Raw genomic sequence first — 21,834 nt, forward strand, 5'->3', positions numbered from 1 at the left:
GGCCGCCATAGCACTTGACAACAAGCCCGCATGGCGCCGCCGTTGTCAGCATAACTCTCGTGGACTGTGTGAATAATAACCTTGCTTCATCAGCACTGCGTCACGCTCTGCCATGCGCAAATCTTCCCGAACCATCTCCCTAACCAATTCAATGAAGGAGATTTTGGGCTCCCACCCAAGTTTTTCCCTGGCCTTGCGCGCATCGCCAAGAAGTGTCTCGACTTCCGCAGGACGAAAGTAACGGGGATCTATCTTTACGATCAGAGCGCCGGTCTTTGCATCGTACCCCTCTTCGTCGACCCCTTCCCCCACCCAACGAATATCCATGCCGAGTTCAGCGGCCGCGACGGTGACGAATTCGCGCACCGAATGTTGCTCACCGCTAGCGATCACAAAGTCTTCAGCTTGCTCCTGCTGAAGCATCAACCACTGCATCTGGACGTAGTCTCGCGCGTGCCCCCAATCACGACGCGCATTAAGGTTGCCCAAGAAGAGGCTCCGCTGCATTCCAAGCTTAATCCGAGCCAAGGCGCGCGTGATTTTGCGCGTTACAAAGGTTTCTCCGCGCGCCGGTGATTCATGATTGAATAAAATGCCGTTACATGCATACAAACCGTAAGCTTCTCGATAGTTCACGGTCATCCAGTGAGCATACAATTTGGCCACGGCGTAGGGGGACCGGGGATAGAACGGTGTAGTCTCGGTCTGTGGCGTTTCCCGCACCAGCCCGTAAAGCTCGGAGGTCGAGGCCTGATAGTAGCGCGTATGCTTGACGAGCCCCAGGATCCGAATTGCCTCGAGGATACGCAGCGCCCCCAACGCATCGGAGTTCGCGGTGTATTCTGGTTCTTCAAAGGAGACTGCAACATGGCTCTGAGCGGCCAAATTGTAAATCTCGTCCGGCTGAACAAGTTGGATCACGCGCGTAAGGCTGGACGAGTCCGTCAAATCACCGTGATGAAGTGTAAGGTTCACACCACTTTCATGAGAGTCATGATAGAGATGGTCAACACGATCTGTATTGCAAAGGGACGAGCGTCTCTTTATCCCGTGCACAGAATAGCCTTTTTTCAAAAGCAGTTCTGCAAGGTAGGAACCGTCCTGCCCCGTGATCCCGGTGATCAAAGCTACTTTTCTCTGCGACAAGCTTCAATCCTTTTTTGATTTTGACGGGCCCAAGAACCTGCATGCCTGCGGCGGGGTTGCGTGGCGAGAAGGGGACGAATTGGGCAAGGCGAACGGCGACGCTGCGCAAAGGCATGCCAACGCTTTCATGGAGCCGGGGAACGTTCGAAGGCCTTATCACTCGAGATCAAACGACGTGGGTCATTCAAATCGAATTCAATAATGCGCGGCACGAAGAGGCGGGCATAGCGGCTGAAGGCGCTAGTCGGAGGAAAGCGAATTGCAGTGTCGCATCGACCAAGGAGATACATTTCAACGAGAGCGGAGAAACCCCCTTCCGCGCCCAGTGCTGCACTGTGTAGCGGGCCGGCCTGATCCGCCTGGAAGCGTTTTGGGACAGTGAAAAGTTCGGGAAATGCGCCCGACAAGTGATCAACAACCTTGGCGCTGTCTGTGCACAAGAACACCCTTACAGGCTTTCGATGCGGTTGCGCTTTGGCCATACGAATGGCAGTGCATACCTGCTCTAAGGCAATCTTTTGATCAGCCCAGTAGGGGGCGTGATCCATAATATTCTCGCCGTTGCCGTGGCGGACATGGACTCCAATTACGCTGTGGCCGGCAAAGTGTTCTTGGTAAAGCGCTTCAATCCGATCCTCGATTTCGGCCCTCGGCGTGATGCTCCGAAATATCGTTCGCTCGGCTTCCTCATCGCAACGCCACATCAAACAAGCATCACAAATTACCGTGTTCGCTTCACAATCATCCTGGGCTCGGAAGAGACCGCTAAGCTCATCACGTTCTTGGAAAATCTGCTCATCCGGACGGTACACGCAGTCAATGGATGGCTTGTTCCACCACGACGGGAAGAACGGTCCGGGGAATGAGACGTGGTTGATTTGGTCATCGCAAATGACCGGTACACCACCGATCTCCTCAATTGGCTTGAAGAAAACCGGAAAGGCATTCGCAAAAGGATCGTCAAGGTAGCAAGAGCCGCGCCAATCTATTCCTAAAGCTCGTCCCGTCCGACGTGCGTAGTCCCAAGCCGATGCGAGAGACCACAGGCAGTCACCGAGACCCTCGCGCCGTCGAGAAACAACGAACCGACCCATTCTCGAGCCATTAACACGCATCTACATTGTCTCCTTCAGAACACCATAAGCATTAGGAGGGTTGGCTGTCTCGCTCCCGCGCGGACCAATAGCCAACGATAGTGGTCGTTGCCAATTGCATTTGCATAGTCTTCGTATCACTGCCTTGAACTGGCCAAGCCATTTTAGTAGAGGCCGCTGATCCTTTCGGCCCTTGACCGCTGTGTTGATGGATACTACAGGATCTATGTGGCGCAACCGAACGCAGCGCTGCTTCCGCAATTGCCGCAGCTCCTTTGCGAGAGCTCCACGCCTGGTCTGCCGTCGATCGGTTGAGCAGATCTGCAAGCACGGTTTAACCGGACCTCAGCCGTGCACCGGCGCAACGTCGAGCCTTCGAACGGTTTTGCGTTAAAGACCCCGGCTGGCTCGCAGTGTTCTCAAGAAATCAGAGAGTTCGAGGTGGGTCGGCAATCTGCAACTCATTCTCCCAGCAATTGGATTCGTTTGTGCACCTCACGCGATAGAGCAGCGGCGGTGCATGTCACTTAGCCGGTCTATGTACGACAGGCTCGGATTGGTAAAATCGATTGTTTAGATCGCGAGCATCCACGCTATGGATAAGGGATAGGCTGCTCGTCTAAGTAAGCAAACGGCCCGCGAAGCGGGCGCTCGGCAAAGGTCTTCAGGCTCGTGCAGTCGCTTGTTGATGGCCAAGATCGATGAGGCCGCCCAGGACGCATGGCCGCACAGCTCAGCCGTGATCACCCTGACTTTCCTGGTCGACACGGCCTGCACATACATCTCCGCTAGGGTGGCCACCGAGGCGCTTCGAACACTCGGTGGAGAAGCGGCCGGCGCGATCCTGCGGAACCCGCAGCTCAAGCTTGCCGACACGGGTGACGGGGGTGCGGCCATAATAGCCCGAGAGATAGCCCAGCTGCTCCCGTGTGCGTTCCCCATGAGATGCCGGCGGGCTCGCCATTGGCGGTCCAGGAGGCGTTGTTGACGGCATCAGTCCGCGGGCCTTGCCTCAGGTCGGCCGGCGAGAGGATCGGGATGTCTTCGCACCTTTCGATTTGAAAAATTCACCCTGCCTGCTATGTTCACTAAATTCGAATTTTGTTAAACGGACATGCGAGGAGTCGCGATGACGAAGACTGCTGTACGTATGCGTCGCGGCCGAGGGGCAGTGGGCAAGCGGACGAGAACCCTTCCCAAACTGGCTGAGAAATTGCAGGTCCGTCGCTTGGCCAGGATTAAGGCCGTCCTGCAGAGGGCGGAAGAATCCGGCCTGCGCGCTGAGAAGGACGGCAGGATTGCGGGGCGGGTGAGTGCTGATCTAATCAAGAAGGCCAAAGCTCGAACCGGATTGATGTCTGATACCGAACTCGTCGAATTTGCGTTGGCTAATGTGGCTCTGGAAGACAACTTCGCCGAGACCTTCAGGAAAACACGGGGAACTGTGGATCCGACGCTGAAGCTCGGATTCTGAATTGGCCGATTTCGACTTTAGTGTGGCCGTAAGATGGTCGCGATTTGATCCACAAAAAACCTTAAGCCGCCGCCCCGACATGGAACTGCCGATCATCGGCAACCTGGTCGGGGCGGGGCAAGAACTGCTGCTGGACACCTGCGTTTACATCGACGGTTTGCAAGGCCGGGCGCCTGAAGCAGTTGCCGACCTCCTCGATGTCAGGCAGATCAACCATTCCACCGTAGCGATCCAAGAGCTGATGCACACAGTCGGTGTCCTTGACCCGAAACATTCGGGCACCGGCAAGGCAATCAAGCAGATCGGGACCATGATCAAGGATATGCCGCCCCATCGGGTTTTTGCGCCAGATCCCGATGTCTTGGGCCGAGCCGCCCTTCTGTCAGGAATGCTGTGTCGCCTCCAAGGCTACAAGCATGATTCAAGGCTTCGGGCACTTCAGGACTGCGTGCTGTTCCTGCATGCGCAGAAATTGGGATTTACCGTTCTAACGGGCAACATCAGCGATTTCGACTATTTACTGCAGCTGATCCCGACGGGTCGGGTTCTGATGTATCGACCAATCTGAAAGGGTTCGCCGCCGGACAAGCCGCCCAAATCCACGGCGGCAAGGCCAGGTTTCCGACGGAGATGTCGATCTTGGTTGTCGCTTGGAAGTAACGGAGTGCGCTAGTAGCGGCGGAAGGACGGTCAACTGCTTACTCACTGCTAACACCTGACGGCTGCTCATCTCGAGCATAGCGAGGAAGCGCTCGCTCGGAGTTTCGCCCGCCTCTACGCCGGAGCATTTCCCCCGTGGCGAACCACCGTCTAAGACGACCTGTTGTGAGCCTGGCAGAACCATGTGCACGCGCTTTGGTTCCTTCAAAGTCAGAACTTTGCGTTGCTGGAATTAACCATTGCAAGCGGGCTGGTTCGGAACTTTGGGTCTCCCGCCAGCGATCAGTGCACAAAACCACCCAATCTTGCTCTGCAATTGTAGCAAATACCTGAGACCGGGCGATTTCTTGGCTTGGCACGACTGTTGCGACCGGGACCGAAGCAGCGTTCGACCGGAGCGCCGCGATGGGAGAAGCACGGGAAGGGAGGAAGGGCCCGCCCCAAACCGGTCAGGGAGGGAATAACATGTTGACCCCACTGGCCCCCGGCGCAAACCGCGCATCCGGCAAGACTCTTTGTGCCAAGCCTTACGTGCAGGTGCTTGTCGCAATCATCCTCGGAGTTGCAGTTGGCCATTTTTATCGGCAAATCGGAGAACACCTGAAGCCGCTCGGCGATGCCTTCATCAAGCTCGTCAAGATGATCATCGCGCCCGTTATTTTTCTGACCGTGGCGACCGGAATCGCCGGCATGAGCGATCTTCAGAAGGTCGGCCGTGTTGCCGGCAAGGCGATGGCTTATTTCGTCACCTTCTCGACGCTCGCTCTTCTCGTCGGCCTCATCGTCGGCAATGTCATTCAGCCTGGGGCCGGCCTCAACATCGATCCGGCCTCGCTCGACGTCCAAGCCGTCAATGGCTATGCCGCAAAGGCCCATGAGCAGTCCGTGACCGGCTTCCTGATAAACATGATCCCGACCACGATTGTCGGCGCCTTCGTGGAAGGCGACATTCTCCAGGTGTTGTTCTTCTCCGTCCTCTTCGGCATCGCGCTGGCGATGGTCGGGGAATCGGGCAAATCGGTTCTTTCCTTCCTTCAGGACCTCACTGCACCCGTTTTCAAATTGGTCAGCATCCTCATGAAAGCCGCACCGTTCGGCGCTTTCGGAGCAATGGCCTTCACGATCGGCAAATACGGCATCGGTTCGGTTGCCAACCTTGCGATGCTGGTCGGGACCTTCTATCTCACCGCCTTTGTATTCGTGTTCGGGGTTCTCAGTGCAGTCTGCCGTTACAACGGCTTCTCGATCTTTTCTCTTATCCGCTACATCAAGGAAGAGCTGCTGCTGGTTCTCGGAACCTCCTCCTCCGAGGCCGCGCTGCCCTCTCTCATGGAGAAAATGGAAAAGGCCGGGGCCAAGCGCTCGGTCGTGGGCCTGGTCATCCCGACCGGATATTCCTTCAATCTGGATGGCACCAATATCTATATGACCCTGGCGGCCCTTTTCATCGCGCAGGCGACGAATACGGATTTGTCAGTTAGCGATCAGGTCCTCCTGCTGCTCGTCGCAATGCTTTCCTCGAAGGGTGCAGCAGGTGTCACAGGTGCCGGCTTCATCACGTTGGCCGCTACGCTGTCCGTAGTGCCGACCGTTCCCGTTGCTGGAATGGCGCTGATCCTTGGCGTCGACCGCTTCATGTCGGAATGCAGGGCACTCACCAATTTGATCGGTAACGCGGTGGCATCGCTTGTCGTCGCCCGCTGGGAAGGCGAATTGGATCAGGCGCATTTGCAAGCTGCCTTCTTCGGCCACCAGCCCGCCGAGACATCAACCGGCCAGCCACTGACGGCGCCCGCACCGTGCAAGGCGGCAGCATCGCCACCGGTTGAATCGCCTGGCTGGTCGCAAACGCCTGACAATCGAGCCGCGGGTTCCAAACAGCCTCGCGCGGGCCAATGAAATCAAGAATCCCAACATGCGGTGAGTGCAAAATCATGTGTGCCTTGCGAAGGTCCCGCACTGGTCACGACACACAAGCCATCGACGACGCGCTTAAGGGCTTACGAAGATTGCGACGGTTCATGAAACCGGGCGCGGAACTCAATCGGAGCCCCGCGGTCAGCTCTCGTCGACACGGCTGAGCAATTCGCCAACGCTCTACGCAACGAAAGCGACCTTGGCACAGAGGGATCAATGATCTATGGGCATCGATGATGTCGAAGACGGTCGGAAGGCGCGTGGTTCAGGTTTCGGCTTCTGCCTCCCACCCCGCCACGACAAGAATTCCCGGTAGCGAACAGGATCATGCAGGAATGACAGATTTTACTGAAAAATCTTACCTTTACCGGGTTTCTTCCTGATGTCGTTTTAATCAGACTCAGACCATGGCGAAGCGACCCACAATTGCTGATATCGCCCGGGAAGCCGGGCTCAGTGTTGCCACCGTTGATCGAGTTCTGAATGCCCGTCATCCGGTGCGGGAGGAGACTGCGCAGCGGGTCTTAGCCGCGGCACAGGCCATCGGATATCACGCCGCAGGTCTTATCAAGCAGCGCCTGCAGCGGGACCTGCCGCAATATCGGCTTGGCTTCATCCTGAGAAAACCGACTCACCACTTCTACCAGCGCCTCGCGCTTGAGGTTGAAGCGGCGGTAAACGCGGCGAAGTGCTTCCACGGCACTTCGCTCATCGAATTCGCGCCGTCGCACATGCCGTGCGACCTTGTTCCACTGCTCAAGGAATTCGGCGCGCGCTGCCACGCGATCGCCATGGTGGCGCCGGACCATCCCGCGATCACGGCAGCCGTCCAAGAACTCAAGGCAAAAGGCATACCGGTTTTCTCGCTGCTTTCCGATTTTGCCGAAGGTGTTCGTGACGGCTATATCGGCCTCGACAACCGCAAGGTCGGGCGGACGACAGCGTGGATGCTTTCGAAGGTTGCAAGACGGCCGGGCAAGGTGGCGATTTTTGTCGGCAGCCACCGTTTTCAGGGGCAGGAGCTGCGGGAGGTCGGCTTTCGCTCCTATTTCCGTGAGAATGCACCGACATTCGAGCTGCTCGATCCGCTCGTGAACCTTGAGGCACGGCAGATCACCTACGAGGCAACGCTGGATCTCATGCAACGGGAACCCGAACTCACCGGCTTCTATGTGGCCGGAGGAGGTATGGAGGGAGCGATCTCCGCGCTCCGTGAAGAAGGCGAAAGCCGGGGCCTCGTCGCGATCGTCAACGAGATCACGCCGGAGTCGCGGGCAGCACTCGCAGATGGCACGATCACGATGTCGGTCGGCACGCCCCAGCGCCTGCTTTGCCAGGAATTGATGACGCTGATGGCCCAGGCCATCAAGGTCGGCACTTCGGAGACCCCTGGGGAGACTTTTCTACCATTTGAGATCTATCTGCCGGAAAACGTCTGAAAGAGTGATAAAATACTATCATGAGAACCTGATTTCCTTTCATCGATGAAAGAAAAGCGGCGGGAGTTTGGTTGACTCACCTCCGTCATTCCGGTCTCGTTTAACAACGAATGATTGCTGCGCGGCGCAAGCAAGTCATCGGAGAACGACGACCCGCACTTCATGGAAGAGAAAGGAAAGCCATGCGTCAAGCATCGCTCCGCTTTGCGGTTGACCGCATGACGCCGCTCCAATTTGCCAGGGCCGCACTTGCCCGCGGCCCGGGCCGATCAATCGTCAAGACTGTCTTCATCAACGCCTTTTCCTGCTTAAATGAATTCCCGCGTACCAGGCCGAGGCGAGCAAACTCGCCGATTGTGCAGTGGCCTGCAGAGCGAAGACGCCCGCCAATGCGATTGGCCAAGAATATCCGCGCGCCGGACAATAGGCGCACTTGCCTCGAGCAACGATTTCACGGCGCGAGATGGATGATCATATGCAGCACGATGCTCGCAGCTGCGAGCATCGTGCCAGGCAGATCTCGTGACGCTGCATATCGCTTCCAGAAATGAAAACACCTAATTCAAAGTCCGAGACGAATCACGTGGTGTCTCTTGTGCCGCTGCGCGAGAGGGCGCCAGATATCTTCGAAACATCGAAAGCACTCACCGCCCCCGCTGCGCTCGAAGCCACGTTGGCCAACGTCGTCGGTCTCCTGCCATCGTTGTTGCAGGTGCGGCACGGCATCATCTCGCTCTTCAACGGTGCCGGCATACCGGACATGATCGTCGGCGCCGGCTCGAGCGAAGGCAGCGATGATCGCCACCGAAAGCATCTGCCACGGGCGGCGATCGACCGGATCATAACGACGGGCATGGCGCTCGTCGCCGAGAACATAGCGGTGGATCCGGCCTTCAACGCCGCCGACAAGGACGCGCTCGGGGCGTCCGACAACGTGAAAGTGTCGTTCATCGGCGTCCCCATTCGCATCGATGCGAACGTCGTGGGCACGCTGACCATCGATCGCATCCTGGACAACAAATCAGCCTCCCTCCTCGATTACGACCTCCGCCTCCTCACCACGATCGCCAATCTGGTTGGGCAGACAGTGAAGCTGCATCGCCTGTTCGCGTCCGACCGCGAGCGACCGATGGCCGAGAAAATCCGGATGCAAAAGCAATTCGGCGAGCTCAAGCAGCCTGGGCACGAGGGCAAAAGGGCTCATGTCAAGGGGATCATTGGCGACAGCCCGGCGCTGCGCAGGCTACTTGAGAAGGTCGCGTTAGTAGCCAGGTCCAACAGTACCGTTTTGCTGCGCGGGGAATCCGGGACCGGCAAGGAGCTGGTCGCCAAGGCCGTTCACGAGTTGTCGGGGCGCGCCAAGCGGCCGTTCATCAAGCTCAATTGCGCAGCGCTCCCTGAGACCGTCCTGGAATCCGAGCTGTTCGGTCATGAAAAGGGTGCCTTTACCAGTGCATTCAACTCGCGCAAGGGGCGCTTTGAGCTCGCCGACAAGGGAACGTTGTTTCTGGATGAGATCGGCGAGATTTCTGCCTCGTTCCAGGCAAAGCTGCTGCGCGTTCTGCAGGAGCAGGAGTTCGAACGCGTCGGCAGCAACCAGACGATTAAGGTCGACGTTCGCGTGATTGCTGCCACGAACAGGAACCTGGAAGACGCTGTTGCAAGGAACGAGTTTCGCGCCGACCTTTATTATCGCATCAGCGTTGTTCCCTTGCTGGTGCCGGCATTGCGCGAACGGCGCAGTGATATTCCGCTGCTTGCCGCTGAGTTTCTCAAGAAGTTCAACAGCGAGAACGGCCGCAGCCTGGTCTTCGATGCGAGTGGGACTGAAGTGCTGATGAACTGTGCTTTTCCCGGAAATGTCCGCGAGCTTGAAAATTGCGTGCAGCGGACAGCGACCCTGTCAGCGGGAGCGTCAATCGTCAGAAGCGATTTTGATTGCTGCCACGGCCGATGCCTTTCCGCGATGCTCTGGAAGCACGCATTGACGGAGACTGCGACGAAATCGGAGCCGATCGCACCATCGCCACTGAACCCGGCCATGCAATCGCCTGGTGCTGTTGCTTCGGCCGCCTTTGGGGCCCCGCCTGTTTACAGTGATCTGGCACTGCCAGCGCCTGTTCGGGTGGCCCTCGTAAGCGACGGGAAGATGACCGATCGCGAGCGTCTCATCGCGGCCATGGAAAGATCCGGCTGGGTACAGGCAAAGGCAGCGCGCCTGCTTGGACTGACGCCGCGCCAGATTGGCTACGCCCTGAGGAAACACGATATCGAGCTCAAGTGTCTCTGAGCCGGCCTTCCGACATGCCGGGGCCGCAACATACCGAGCGAGGCGAATAGCTGGGACAAATCAAGGATTGGCTGTTCGGCTCCGACTCGGTGAGGCGGTGCGGCCTTCCTGTTGACGCCGGCTGCTATCAAGAACAGCCCGCTTTCGGCGAGCTTTGGTGCTGCCACGCGCCGCTCGGCCGACAGGCTGAGATCGCTCAATCCACGTCTCTCCTCACCCGGCGTTACCCATGGCGACTGTCGCGTTTGGCATATTTTTGTCTGGGTGCGAAGAGATATAATCGCCACTCGCGTGGTGTTGACGCGACGAGTGGTATGATAAAACACAGAGCTAAATCGGTTTAGACGGGGCGGAGCTTGCCAAGTAGGCCAGGACTCATGGACTAGGCAAAGGGACCGAGGAAAGGCAGAGCTATAGGCAAGACCAACGACGTCAACGCGGACCTGATCGCAGTCGTCGTCGCCGTGAACGACGCTGGACCATGTGTTCTGACCATCGAACAAGGGGCCGCCCTCCCCTCGGGCCCGTTTGAACTCGCTCATCGTTCGCTCCAGTCGAGCCTCAGGGCATGGGTGGAACTGCAGACCGGCCAGCCTCTCGGTTACATCGAGCAGCTCTACACCTTCGCCGATCGCGATCGGACCGGCGGCGACGAGCGCGTGATCTCGATCAGCTATCTCGCACTCACCCGCCAAGAAGATGCGGGCGCCTCGGGCAGGCGCAGCTGGGCGAGCTGGTACGACTATTTCCCCTGGGAGGATCATCGCTACGGCAGGCCCCCGATGCTGGAACAATTGTGGCCGCGCCTCATCGAATGGGCGCAAGGCGCGGACGACGGCGCGACGCGCTTCGAGCGCCGGCGGCGAGCGGCGGTCGCCTTTGCCATGGACGACCGGGCATGGAACGAAGAGCTCGCGCTGCAGCGCTACGAGCTGCTCCACGAAGCCGCCCTCGTGGAGGAAGCAAAGCGCGGCGGAGATTCTGCCATCCTCGCGCCGGTGCCGGGGAGATCGATGAGGGCCGATCATCGCCGCATTCTGGCAACGGCTATTGCGCGGCTGCGCTCCAAGATCAAATACCGGCCTGTTGTGTTCGAACTGATGCCGCCGCTCTTCACGCTTTTACAGCTACAGCGAACCGTGGAGGCGCTCTCCGGCAGGCTCATCAACAAGCCGAACTTTCGCCGGCTCATAGGGCAGCAGGAGCTGGTTGAGAAGACCGGAGCGACGACCGCCGAGACCGGCGGCCGGCCGGCGCAGCTCTACCGCTTCCACCATGCTATTCTAGACGAGAGGCCTGTGGCCGGCACAAAATTGCCGCTCGTACGGGGTTGACACCACTTATAGTCACAACGATTATAGGCCTTATAATCGCGTTGACTATAACTGGAGGCTCGATGAGCGCCGTCCTGCCTTCGAGCGCCTCGCTATACCACCGCGTTCGGCGCGTTATCCCACCGATCGAGTGGCCGGTCTTCGTTGACGACATCGACGCGATACTGAAACTGAAGCGACAGCGCAACGCGGTCATCCTGGCGCATAACTACCAGACGCCGGAGATTTTTCACTGCGTGGCTGACATTGTAGGCGACAGCCTGGAGCTGGCCCGCAAGGCGATGACAGTCGACGCGGATGTGATCGTACTAGCCGGCGTGCATTTCATGGCTGAAACAGCCAAGCTCCTCAATCCCGACAAGACCGTGCTCATCCCGGATCTCGCCGCCGGCTGCTCGCTGGCCGACTCGATCACGGCCGAAGACGTGCGCCTGATGCGGCAGCGTTATCCCGGTGTTCCGGTCGTCACCTACGTCAACACCTCCGCCGCGGTGAAAGCTGAGTCAGACATCTGCTGCACCTCAGGCAACGCGCTCGCAGTGGTGAAGTCACTCCGGGTGCCGCGCGTGATCATGCTGCCCGACGAATATCTGGCGAAGAACATCGCGCGACAGACGAAGGTTGAGATTATCGCCTGGAAGGGGCACTGCGAGGTGCATGAACGCTTTGAAGCGGCCGACATCCGCGAGCTGCGTGAGGCGCATCCCGGCATCAGCGTACTTGCCCATCCCGAATGTCCGCCCGCGGTCGTGGCCGAAGCCGACTTCGCCGGCTCGACGGCGGCGATGTCCGACTATGTCGCGCGGCATAGGCCGGCGCGTGTGGTGCTGATGACGGAATGTTCGATGAGCGACAATGTCGCGGTCGAGCATCCGGACGTGGATTTCGTGCGTCCATGCAATCTGTGCCCGCACATGAAACGCATCACGCTCGCCAACATCCGCACCGCGCTCGAAGAGAACCGTCACGTCATCACCATCGATCCGCACGTCACTGAACGGGCCCGCTGGGCTGTGGAACGCATGCTCTTCGTATGACGCCCGCCATCCATGACATTGGTGGGGCGCCGGTCATTATCGGCGCTGGCCTCGCCGGCCTGCTGACGGCGCTTCATCTGGCGCCCCAACCGGTCGTTCTGCTCTCCAGAACCCCGCTCGGAACCGACACCTCGAGCACGCTTGCACAGGGGGGGCTCGCAGCCAGCCTCGGCGAGGACGATACGCCGGAACTCCACCTCACCGATACGCTTGCTGCCGGCGACGGACACTGCGACGAACAGATGGCCAGGCGGGTGATTGAGGCCGCACCTAAAGCCATCGAGAATCTCATCCGTCTCGGCGTTCCCTTCGACCGCTCACTCGACGGGAGGCTGCGGCTCGGCCTGGAAGCGGCGCATTCGCGTCGCCGCATCGTCCACGCCGCCGGCGACGCAACCGGCCGCGAGTTGTTTCGGGCGCTGCTCGGCGTGGCGCGGCGAACCCATTCGATCACGATCATGGAAGGCATGACAGCGCTTCGCTTGGTTGTGTCGGAGGGCAGCATTGTGGGCTTGGTGGCAGTCTTGCACGGCGGCGTGCTCGCATTCCCCACACGCCGCGTGGTGCTGGCGACCGGTGGGATAGGCGGGCTGTTTTGCGACACAACGAACCCGCTCTCCTCATTCGGGCATGGTCTTGCGCTTGCCGCCTGTGCTGGAGCGGAGCTCGCCGATCTCGAATTTGTGCAATTCCACCCGACCGCGCTCGATGGTCCGCGCCGGCCAATGCCGCTTGTCAGCGAAGCGGTACGAGGCGAAGGCGCGGTGCTGATCGACGAAGACGGCCATCGCTTCCTGGCCGACACACCCGGAGCAGAACTCGCATCGCGCGACGTGGTTGCGAGGGCGATCTCGGATCAGCTCGCTGTCGGGCATCGCGTCTATCTCGATGCCCGACATTGCCTCGGGCAGAAATTCGCAAGACGCTTTCCGGCGATCGACGCTATTTGCAAGCAGGCCGGCATCGATCCGGCTGTGGAGCCTATTCCCGTGCGTCCCGCCGCTCACTATCACATGGGCGGAGTGGCCGTTGATGCCGAAGGGCGCAGTTCCGTTGGCGGCCTGTGGGCCTGCGGCGAAGTCGCATGCACGGGACTGCATGGCGCCAACCGGCTTGCCAGCAACTCTCTCGCGGAAGCTGTTGCGACAGCAGTCTGGGTCGCGGCAAGCGTGGCTGGATCTTGCGCGGGTTGGCAGTGGCCCAGGCTTCCCGCAACCATTCCCGTCCGGCCCGACCCTTCACCCATACGCCCGCTCGTGTCGAAAGCGCTTGGCATTGTTCGGAATGGCAAATCTATGCGCGATACGGTCGCGACACTGCTGCCGATCTCTGTCGGCGAGACGGTCGCGGCCGATCCGGCGCTGGTGACACTGTTGATGGCTATCGCAGCCCTTCGACGCGAGGAGAGCCGCGGTTCACATTACCGATCCGATTTCCCCCGGCGCGATGCTGCTGCCCTCCCCTCACGACTGACGCTCTGCACAGCCTTTGAGAATGCCGTCACGATCAGTTGGCAAACATCCGAACGGAGCTGTTGATATGACTTCACCTGCACCGCTACCTCGATTGGTTCGTGCAACATCAGGACCAATGTTCGATTTTTCGTCGTGGTCGGGAGAAACTCGGCATAGCCGATCGCGCAATCGTCACTATGGCAACTCTTCCGCCGCGACGATCCGATCTTGCTCTCGCTCGCCCATCGGGCGCAGCCATTTTGGCCGGGCGATAAAATTCTTTTGGGGGCGGCGGGTGCGGGTCTCAGCGGCGGTGCGCTGGCCGTTGTGATTAGCCGGGCGTTGCCAAGACTCACCTCGTATGCTGATGAGGACAACAATGCGAAAAATAGTGGCCGGCAAGCTGCACGGCATCCACGTCACCGAAGCGAACCTCAACTACCACGGTTCGATAACGCTCGACCCCGACCACTGCGAGGCAGCCGGCATCCTGCCGATGGAATTCGTGGAGATATGGAATAGAAATTCCGGTGCGCGGATTTCGACCTATGTCATCCTCGGCGAGCGCGGTTCACGCTGTTGCATCCTGAACGGAGCGGCGGCTCGTACCTGTCAGCCCGACGACCCGATTATTGTCTGCAACTCCATCTACCTGGACGAAGCGCATATCACCTCGCTGAAGCCGCGGATCGTTACGTTCGATCAGGATAACTACATACTCGACCGCCTGAGCTACTCCGTCGATCTTGACACAGATGGCCGGTACAGTTTCTCCATTCTTGACGAGGCGAATGAGCCTTTGATCATTCCTGCCCTCGTCTCCGGGGCGTGAGCCGCGCTCAGCAGATGTGCGAGCTTCTTCGCCTCGTTGCAACTTGCTCGGCGCCGAAGAGCGTCTTCCACGAAGTGGCTGACGCTCAGCTTCGAAAGGCCGACCCACAGCGCTTTCGGCACCGCATGCCTTCGTGGGATGCCGCAATGTCTCGCATCTGGTGACGGCGAAGAGGGTCCGGAACGTCTGTGCGCGCGGAACCCCGCGTCCGGACGATTTAGATGCGCGGATTTTGCATGTTAATTCAGCCTCGATTGCCCACAGCTAACGTGAATGGGATCGCGTATTCAGTCCGAGCAGCTCTGCAAAAACCCGCCGCTGCGGTGCCTTCAGTGCGATCACCCGGCACTTCAAGATGTTTCATAGCTCTGGACCGTTCCGATCAATCAGGGTGCCGGATGGCCACTCGCTCATCGAGCGTCCAATCGGCACAACCACGACGAGCACGTCCTCGACGCGCGTGGGCGGCAGGTCCAGATACACATCTGGGAGAGTGGACCGCACGCGAACGCCCGACACAATCGCCGCCATGCCGTCTCTGCAGAACCTCTCCATATGGTTCCGCATCGCGCGCCGGACGGTGCCGAAAGCGAATGGAACCCCAAGCTGCCGCAATACCGGATATACAACGCGCATTGAATGACTGATCCCTTGTCCCTCAAGATCCGGACGCACCCCGTACAGCCCCAGGTCGGCCACCAGGAGTTCGACCTCGTCAACCTTGATGAAACGGCGGAGTATGCCGATATGAGCCGCTACGCCGTGCGCGTCGTAGCCGATTGCGCGGAGTTCCGGCCTCGCACCGGCCCAGCTACGGCCGCCTTCGAATGGCTTTGAGTTGAAGGCCCCAGTCGGTCCGTAGGTTTTTTGGAAGAACTCGGAGAGTTCGACATGGTCGGTCTGTTGCAAGTCACTTTCCCAGCACAACCTCCACCGCACGTCAGAGCACATGGAAACACCTCATCTTTGTTGCTGTTTTGTTGGGAAGCGCCTAGCAGGGGGATGCTTGTCGCATCGAGCCGGCTCGATGCAACTTGCGCAGGTCACCGAGGAAACTAGCCGCAATGACCAAGCGACTCCGTTGTGTTGCGAGCACACCGTCAGGCGTACGCCGGAAAAAACTGCTCGGAGCCAATACAACATGGATAATTGCCCTTTGGCTTGTATTCTTTGAAATCTCGCTATGCGACGTTTTGCAGAATTGGCAAAATCGTTTGTTTCGAATGAATGCATCCACGCTATGGATAGAAAAGCATGCGCTTCAAAGAACTTGATCTAAGCCTCCGCCCAAGGCGGCCTTGATCACGACGCTCGACCTCGCCAGTTGCCCCACCGACCGGGTCGTCAGTTGCCAGACCAACCGACCGCTATCTGGGTGGGAACCTTCCTGCCCTGTTGATACGCGTCATCGGGGCGCACTGAACTTTTTAGGCTAAATCATTGCCATGCCGCCGTTGACATGAATGGTTTGGCCGGTGATGTACGCGGCCTCGTTCGAGGCTAGGTAGACCACAGCCGAGGCGACTTCCAAGCCGGTGCCCATGCGCCTGGCCGGAATGGCGGCCATGATCGCTTCTTTTTGCCTGTCGTTCAGCTTGTCGGTCATGGCCGATTCGATGAAGCCCGGCGCCACGCAGTTCACCGTCACGCCGCGTGTCGCGATCTCCTGCGCCAGCGATTTCGACATGCCGATCATGCCAGCCTTTGAGGCGCAATAGTTCGCCTGGCCGGGATTGCCGGCTACGCCGGACACGGAGGTGATGTTGATGATGCGGCCGTTGCGGCGGCGGATCATCGGATGGGTCAGTTCGCGTGTGAGCCGGAACACGGCGGTCAGGTTGACCTCGAGTACCGCGTCCCAGTCCGCGTCCGACATGCGGACAAAAAGCCCATCCTTGGTGATGCCCGCATTGTTGACCAGTATGTCGACGCCTTCGAGTTGGGCTTCCGCGTTTGCGCCCAGGGCCTTGACCTCGTCGCGGTTCGAAAGGTTCGCCGGAAACAGTTTTGTCCGCCCGCCAAGTTCGGCAGCCAACGCCTCGAGCTTTTCGACACGCGTGCCGTGCAGGCCGACGGTTGCGCCGTGCGCGTGAAGCGCCCGCGCCACGGCCTCGCCGATTCCACCGCTTGCTCCGGTGACGAGCGCCTTGCGGCCGGTCAGATCGAACATTTATCGATTCCCTTTCTAAGGACCGGCTTCGCACGGAAGCGGTCACTGGCGGCCCTGCGTGCCTCCAGACATTGTCGGGTAAAGCTTTGGACAAACCCTCGAGCCGAACCGAAGGCGTCGCTTAACCTTCCGCGGTACGTCCAAATCGCTTCAGTTGAGAAATCTGCAAAAACGGGGCCCAGGCTCGTCGAGCTTCCGCTGCCACTTGGCGCATTCACCGAAACGGTCCAAAGGCAGCCCCTCACAACTGTGATCCGGCAAGCATTTGGATACGAGAGGTAGAGTTACGGGAGGCATTTCGCATGGGTTCTACACCTGCTTGAATGCCAGCACCGCGTTCAAGCCACCCATGGAGAAAGCATTGCTCATGGCCACGTGCACCTTGCGCTCGCGGGCAACATTGGGGGTGACATCGAGATCGCATTTGGGATCCCGCTCGCGATAATTCGCGCTCGGCGGAACAACACCCTCTTGGATCGCCATCACACAGGCGATCATTTCGAGCGCGCTCGCTCCCCCGAGGCAGTGGCCGTGTGTGGACTTGGTGGAGGAGACGGACAGCGAGTTAGCATGGTCACCGAAGACGCGCTTGATCGCCGCCGTTTCTATTTCGTCGTTGGCCTTGGTGCCTGTGCCATGCGCGTTTAGGTACTCGACATCCTCGGCATTCAGCCCGGCATCGGCAAGACAGGCGCGCATCGCCGCTTCCGGTCCATGGACAGCCGGCGCGGCGATGTGGAAGGCATCAGCGGAAAGGCCGATGCCTGCGATCTCGGCAAGGATCGTGGCGCCGCGCGCCGTGGCATGCTCATAGCTTTCCAGCACGGCCATGCCCGCACCCTCGCCCAGCACTACGCCCCTTCTGTCGGCGGAGAAGGGCCGGCAAGTATCCGGAGCGAGTACGCGCATGGCGTCCCATGCCTTCACCACAAAAAATACGAAGGGCGCGTCGCTGCCTCCGGCAAGCATCACGTCGGCTCGCCCGTACCTGATCTGGTCGACGGCCGATGCGATCGCATGGTTGGCCGAGGCGCATGCGGAGGTGGTGGCGAAGACCGGCCCACGCAGGCCGAGGCTCATGCTGACATGGCAGGCAGCTGCGCTTGGCATCCCCTTTACTCCAGTCAAGAGACCCACGCGCGCCGCGCCGTCCAGAAGGAGGGCGCGGTAGGCCTTTTCGGTCGCCTCCCAGTCACCGAAGCCGACGCCCACTGTAGCGCCGAAGCGATGGGCATTTCCTTCATCGCAGGAAAGTCCGGCCTGGCGCATGGCTTCGTGCGCCGCAAGCACGGCAAGCAGGCTGCAGCGGCCCATGGAGACGAGTTGCCTGGGCTCAATGTCGTGCTCAGGCAATGCTTTGATCTCGGCGCCGATTATGCCTTCCAGACCATGAAGTTCTGAATTGACAATCGGGCCGATGGCCGAGCGGCCTTCGCGCATGCCTGTCCAAATCGAGGTGGCATCGGTGCCTAGCCCGCACAGCCCGCCTATACCGGTGATGACAACGCGTCTGTCCATTCAAGCGGCCTTGGCAAGCAAGCTGCGGATAGCTTCCACGATGCCGCCGACATTCTGGACACCCGACCAAGCCTCGGCCGAGTTCATTTCGATCTTGATGCCATACGCCTGCTCCAGGTCCCAGAGCACGTCCGCTAACCCCAGTGAATCGATGCCGAGGCCAGTCAGTTCCGTCGTAGTGGTTATTTCGCCGACGGATAGCTTGGTCCCCTCACCATTCTCTGACTCGACGCGTTTCTTTATTATGGCAATGATTTCCGTTGTGAGTTGATCAGTCATTTCCGTTCCTTTCCATTTCACCTATTTTGACGTGGAGCGCGGCGCCATGCCTCTGCCACGCGTCGCGAAAATCGTCCCTGACCAGGCTTGTGCCACTCACGAGTACCGATTGATTAGAGATGGTCTGCGGGGTAGGGGTCGATGACGAAAGCCTTGCCGGCACCCGATTTAGCGCCGGCACGCCGGCATCCCGGATGTGCAAAGTGGACCGTCGTCAAACGGCTCGGCCGCCTTCGAGTGGGTCTGGATGAAGACCCCAGTCAGTCCATAGGTTCTCCGGGAAGTCGGAGAGTTCGAAACGGCCAGCTACAACTCATTTTCCCAGCACAACTTCCGTCGCACGTCTGAGCTCATGGATAGATTGTCCTTTCCGGCCCTTTTTTCGCAGTCGTTCACGATAGTGGTAGCGGGTGATCAGTGTGTTGTAAGGTGCTGTCGTCAGATGCGAGATTCCGGAGGATTGATAAAATCGTTTGTTTCGATGAGACGCATCTACGCCGTGGATACATTTCAAGCGATCCGGTAAGCCCTCTGGTTGCGGGAGATAATGCTACAGATGCATCCCGCATTGGCACCCCACGCAAAGCTCGGCACGGGGCACTCCTACATGCTCAGCGCCTCGCGCTCGCTTTCCGATTTCGACGAAACGCTGCCGGATAGCGCAAGGCACAAAGGTCACCTTCCGCAGGGCAAGTTCATGCTGTGGGTCGGGCTTGCGAACACCATCGAACTCTTTCAGGCCTGCATCGCCAGGACATCGTGATCGCCCAAGGAAGATGTTCAGCGCTACCGGCGAGAAAGAGCTGCGACAAGCCGAAATTTTCGACCGGCCAATCCCCCAGGCTGGAATTCGAAAACGGAGCAACGACGATCGGGGACTTGCCTTCTGTCGAACTCTGTCGGCGGCCGAAGCCGCTGCCTGGCCTCAAGCACCTCCGCAAGTACTCGGCAGCGCCGCCAGATAGAAGCCACCGTCGAACCGAAGATCCGCAGGCGCATTTCCCGTACAGGCGAGACTAGACGCCTCGCTTGTTTCCCCAGAGCATAACGTGCAGCTGCGGCAACACGCGCGCTTCGAACCACCTGTCGCGTGTTACCTTTTCCACAAGCCACTCCATGCGTTTGATTATTCCGTTCAGGTCGACAGGTGCGTCTCCATTGCCAAGGCGCGGTGGCGTGTGATTGCCGGGTTGCAGATAAACCGGAAGGTGTGGAAATCGCGCGGCAGCATCTTTGGCGTATGCGTAGTCACTCTCGTCGAAAACAACGAGCTTGAGCACGATTTGCGGCTTGTCCTGCGCCGCTTCTGTGCACGCTTTGAATGCAGCCCAATCCGTCCTCATCTCGCTTGACGGCGGCTTTGGGCTGAGAACCAGCACGTCAAGATCCGCAAACCAGTCCCTGGCCACCGAACCTTGGGTTTCCAGCGCAAAACGGTAGCCTTCACCATGGCCAAGCTTGATCAGCGTAGCGAACGGCTGAATCGCCGGATTGCCGCCTGACAGCGACACCATCACCGGCCGGCCACCGGAAAGCCCAACGACGCTTTGCCACACCATATCGATCGGCATCATCTCCCATTCGCGGCGGAATTGGTTGTCCACCGCATGGAGGCTGTCGCACCAGGAACACCGGTAGTCACACCCGCCGGTTCTGATGAAGACTGTAGGCAAACCGATGAGCACTCCCTCGCCCTGGACGGTGGGCCCAAATATCTCGCTCACACGAATTGCAGGACGCGTGTCCGTCACGGCCGGTATTCCGCCCAGGTTTTCGGGGTTTCGCTTACCCGCACGGCGGCGGTTTCCGGCAGACGTTCCTTGCACCATTCATAGAAATGTCTGGCCAAGTATTCCGCCGTGACTTGCTCATGTCCCAGCACTTCGTTGAGGTGCCGATGGTCGAGGCTGTCGTCTATATAGCGTTTGAGCGGCGCCAGATCGTGATAGTCGCGCACGAAGCCGTGCGCGTTTAGGTCTTTCGCCGATAGCTCCACTTCGACGATGTAGTTATGCCCGTGCAGGCGTGCACACTGATGATCGGGTGGCAACGAGGTTAGTTGATGCGAGGCCGAGAAGTGGAATTCCTTGGTGATGCGGAACATCAGGCCCTCCTCCTCCGCAGCGCCTCGAGCCAGAAGTTGGCGTCTTCGTAGTCGGTTGGATCAGCGTGCCTCGCGAGATGAAACGCCTCGCGCCGCTCCACGCAGGTCCCGCACCGTCCGCAGTGAAGCTCGCCGCCCTTGTAACACGACCAGGTCTCCGCAAATGGGGTTCCGTTTCTTGCTCCATCCCCGACGATGTCGCCCTTCGTGAGGTTGACGTAGGGGGTATAAAGGCGAATGTCGGCGTAGCCGTCGAGCGCGCGGTCTTGCATCACCTGGAAAGCTTCGATGAAGGCCGGACGGCAATCTGGATAGATGAAATGGTCCCCACCATGTACGGCCATCGCCACCGCTTCTGCCTTGTGCGCGGCGGCGAGACCGAAGGCGATCGCCAACATGATGGCGTTCCGGTTCGGCACCACCGTGATCTTCATCGTGTCTTCGGCGTAGTGTCCGTCCGGCACGTCGACATCATCGGTCAGCGCTGAACCGGAAAGGCCGCGGCCAATTTCGGGGATGTTGATGATCTGGTGCAAAGTGTTCAGTCGCTCCGCGCAGAGAGCGGCAAAGCCCAATTCTTTCCTGTGCCGTTGGCCGTAATCGAAAGACAGGAGGCCGGCGAGTTCGTGCTCCGCTGCCACGCTGTGAGCAAGGGCAACGGAGTCTAATCCTCCGGAACAGATAACGAGAGTCTTCATTGTGGGATCCTTGTTTTGACCGGGTAAGGCTGCGACCGGAGATTTCTCTGCGCTCCTCCTATCTCAGCGAGTCAATGTTGTGAACCCGGTGTTAGTCTGATGCGCTATGCGCTGACGTGCCGTGGTGCAGAAGGTGGTGCAGCAGGGTTCCCGACAGCGGGGCTGAGCCTCGTTCGTGGATTCCAAGCCCAAGCGTATGCTCAGCCGGAAAAGCGCAATCGGAAAAGCGCAATTCGGGCGCGCCCGAACTCTGCACAAAAGACACGCTTCAATCCGCGTGCCGCCGCTTTAGAGCGGCGTGTTGATTATCGAGTCTGGAGGTTGTGCGCTCGCGCAACTCCTCGAGGCAAGGCCGGCGCTTCGGCGAAAGCGCCGTTCCGTGCTGCCC

General features: G+C 59.2%; 19 protein-coding genes and 3 pseudogenes. 12 read left to right on the forward strand and 10 right to left on the reverse strand.

All coding sequences use genetic code 11. The annotated features are described in order from the left end of the window. Window positions 1–45: 45 nt before the first annotated feature. From gmd to CK222_RS27720, 3 genes and pseudogenes are all read right to left on the reverse strand, one after another. Window positions 46–1,146 (reverse strand): GDP-mannose 4,6-dehydratase, encoded by a 1,101-nt coding sequence (gene gmd, locus CK222_RS27710; RefSeq protein WP_095802540.1) that lies wholly within the window; start codon window positions 1,144–1,146, stop codon window positions 46–48. 125 nt (window positions 1,147–1,271) lie between these two features. Further along, window positions 1,272–2,261 carry a nodulation protein NodZ gene (locus tag CK222_RS27715; RefSeq protein WP_095802541.1) on the reverse strand — a complete coding sequence of 330 codons (990 nt, stop codon included), beginning with the start codon at window positions 2,259–2,261 and terminating at the stop codon, window positions 1,272–1,274. Between the two features lie 599 nt (window positions 2,262–2,860). Beyond that, a pseudogene (locus tag CK222_RS27720) lies at window positions 2,861–3,307 on the reverse strand (transposase); the annotation flags it as partial. A 62-nt stretch (window positions 3,308–3,369) separates the two neighbouring features. Between CK222_RS27720 and CK222_RS27725 the strand changes: the two are divergent. The 10 genes and pseudogenes from CK222_RS27725 to panD all read left to right on the forward strand — a co-directional run bounded on the left by CK222_RS27725 (window position 3,370) and on the right by panD (window position 14,677). Continuing rightward, window positions 3,370–3,714 (forward strand): hypothetical protein, encoded by a 345-nt coding sequence (locus CK222_RS27725; protein WP_067318669.1) that lies wholly within the window; start codon window positions 3,370–3,372, stop codon window positions 3,712–3,714. A 1-nt stretch (window position 3,715) separates the two neighbouring features. Continuing rightward, on the forward strand, window positions 3,716–4,282 hold the full coding sequence (locus CK222_RS27730; RefSeq protein WP_067318671.1) for a DNA-binding protein: 567 nt from the start codon (window positions 3,716–3,718) through the stop codon (window positions 4,280–4,282). 557 nt (window positions 4,283–4,839) lie between these two features. Continuing rightward, a complete protein-coding gene (locus tag CK222_RS27735) occupies window positions 4,840–6,273 on the forward strand; it encodes a dicarboxylate/amino acid:cation symporter (protein ID WP_095802542.1) in 1,434 nt (477 codons plus the stop codon). A 425-nt stretch (window positions 6,274–6,698) separates the two neighbouring features. Then, the gene (locus tag CK222_RS27745; protein WP_095802543.1) at window positions 6,699–7,730 is read left to right on the forward strand and encodes a LacI family DNA-binding transcriptional regulator; all 1,032 of its coding nucleotides are present in this window, start codon (window positions 6,699–6,701) and stop codon (window positions 7,728–7,730) included. Between the two features lie 547 nt (window positions 7,731–8,277). Then, window positions 8,278–10,020 carry a nif-specific transcriptional activator NifA gene (gene nifA, locus CK222_RS27750; RefSeq protein WP_210201949.1) on the forward strand — a complete coding sequence of 581 codons (1,743 nt, stop codon included), beginning with the start codon at window positions 8,278–8,280 and terminating at the stop codon, window positions 10,018–10,020. 413 nt (window positions 10,021–10,433) lie between these two features. Further along, window positions 10,434–11,354 (forward strand): hypothetical protein, encoded by a 921-nt coding sequence (locus CK222_RS27755; protein WP_095832504.1) that lies wholly within the window; start codon window positions 10,434–10,436, stop codon window positions 11,352–11,354. A gap of 62 nt (window positions 11,355–11,416) precedes the next feature. Beyond that, on the forward strand, window positions 11,417–12,391 hold the full coding sequence (gene nadA, locus CK222_RS27760; RefSeq protein ID WP_095779876.1) for a quinolinate synthase NadA: 975 nt from the start codon (window positions 11,417–11,419) through the stop codon (window positions 12,389–12,391). Next, window positions 12,388–13,929 (forward strand): L-aspartate oxidase, encoded by a 1,542-nt coding sequence (locus CK222_RS27765; RefSeq protein ID WP_095802544.1) that lies wholly within the window; start codon window positions 12,388–12,390, stop codon window positions 13,927–13,929. Before nadA ends, CK222_RS27765 begins: the two co-directional genes overlap by 4 nt. An 83-nt stretch (window positions 13,930–14,012) precedes the next feature. Continuing rightward, window positions 14,013–14,178 (forward strand): annotated as a pseudogene (locus tag CK222_RS33165) (3-oxoacyl-[acyl-carrier-protein] synthase III C-terminal domain-containing protein); the annotation flags it as partial. Between the two features lie 46 nt (window positions 14,179–14,224). Continuing rightward, window positions 14,225–14,677 (forward strand): aspartate 1-decarboxylase, encoded by a 453-nt coding sequence (gene panD / locus CK222_RS27775; protein ID WP_095796152.1) that lies wholly within the window; start codon window positions 14,225–14,227, stop codon window positions 14,675–14,677. 360 nt (window positions 14,678–15,037) lie between these two features. Here the strand turns inward: panD and CK222_RS27780 are convergent, their stop codons facing one another. Further along, a complete protein-coding gene (locus tag CK222_RS27780; protein ID WP_095779879.1) occupies window positions 15,038–15,628 on the reverse strand; it encodes a NodA family N-acyltransferase in 591 nt (196 codons plus the stop codon). 481 nt (window positions 15,629–16,109) lie between these two features. Further along, a complete protein-coding gene (gene fabG / locus CK222_RS27785; RefSeq protein WP_095802545.1) occupies window positions 16,110–16,847 on the reverse strand; it encodes a 3-oxoacyl-[acyl-carrier-protein] reductase in 738 nt (245 codons plus the stop codon). Between the two features lie 168 nt (window positions 16,848–17,015). Between fabG and CK222_RS33170 the strand changes: the two are divergent. Then, window positions 17,016–17,170 (forward strand): annotated as a pseudogene (locus tag CK222_RS33170) (LysR family transcriptional regulator); the annotation flags it as partial. On the opposite strand, the gene CK222_RS27790 reads toward CK222_RS33170, so the two are convergent. Continuing rightward, window positions 17,157–18,365: a beta-ketoacyl-[acyl-carrier-protein] synthase family protein gene (locus CK222_RS27790; protein ID WP_095779881.1), complete on the reverse strand. Its 1,209-nt coding sequence runs from the start codon at window positions 18,363–18,365 to the stop codon at window positions 17,157–17,159. The pseudogene CK222_RS33170 and the gene CK222_RS27790 overlap by 14 nt on opposite strands. Beyond that, window positions 18,366–18,644 (reverse strand): acyl carrier protein, encoded by a 279-nt coding sequence (locus CK222_RS27795; protein WP_067318693.1) that lies wholly within the window; start codon window positions 18,642–18,644, stop codon window positions 18,366–18,368. Window positions 18,645–19,200: 556 nt separating this feature from the next. Here CK222_RS27795 and CK222_RS31975 point away from each other — a divergent pair. Continuing rightward, entirely contained in the window at window positions 19,201–19,407 is a 207-nt protein-coding gene (locus CK222_RS31975) for a hypothetical protein (RefSeq protein ID WP_141247141.1), read from the forward strand. 253 nt (window positions 19,408–19,660) lie between these two features. Here CK222_RS31975 and queE read toward each other — a convergent pair whose 3' ends face one another. The 3 genes from queE to queC are packed head-to-tail and all read right to left on the reverse strand — an operon-like array spanning window position 19,661 to window position 21,446. Next, window positions 19,661–20,395: a 7-carboxy-7-deazaguanine synthase QueE gene (queE, locus tag CK222_RS27800; RefSeq protein ID WP_095779882.1), complete on the reverse strand. Its 735-nt coding sequence runs from the start codon at window positions 20,393–20,395 to the stop codon at window positions 19,661–19,663. Continuing rightward, a complete protein-coding gene (gene queD, locus CK222_RS27805; protein WP_095779883.1) occupies window positions 20,392–20,748 on the reverse strand; it encodes a 6-carboxytetrahydropterin synthase QueD in 357 nt (118 codons plus the stop codon). Before queD ends, queE begins: the two co-directional genes overlap by 4 nt. Further along, on the reverse strand, window positions 20,748–21,446 hold the full coding sequence (gene queC / locus CK222_RS27810) for a 7-cyano-7-deazaguanine synthase QueC (protein ID WP_095779884.1): 699 nt from the start codon (window positions 21,444–21,446) through the stop codon (window positions 20,748–20,750). The genes queD and queC overlap by 1 nt, the downstream gene beginning before the upstream one ends. Window positions 21,447–21,834 lie beyond the last annotated feature (388 nt).

Source organism: Mesorhizobium sp. WSM3866 (genome assembly GCF_002294795.1).
In the GTDB taxonomy this organism is placed as follows: Bacteria; Pseudomonadota; Alphaproteobacteria; order Rhizobiales; family Rhizobiaceae; genus Mesorhizobium.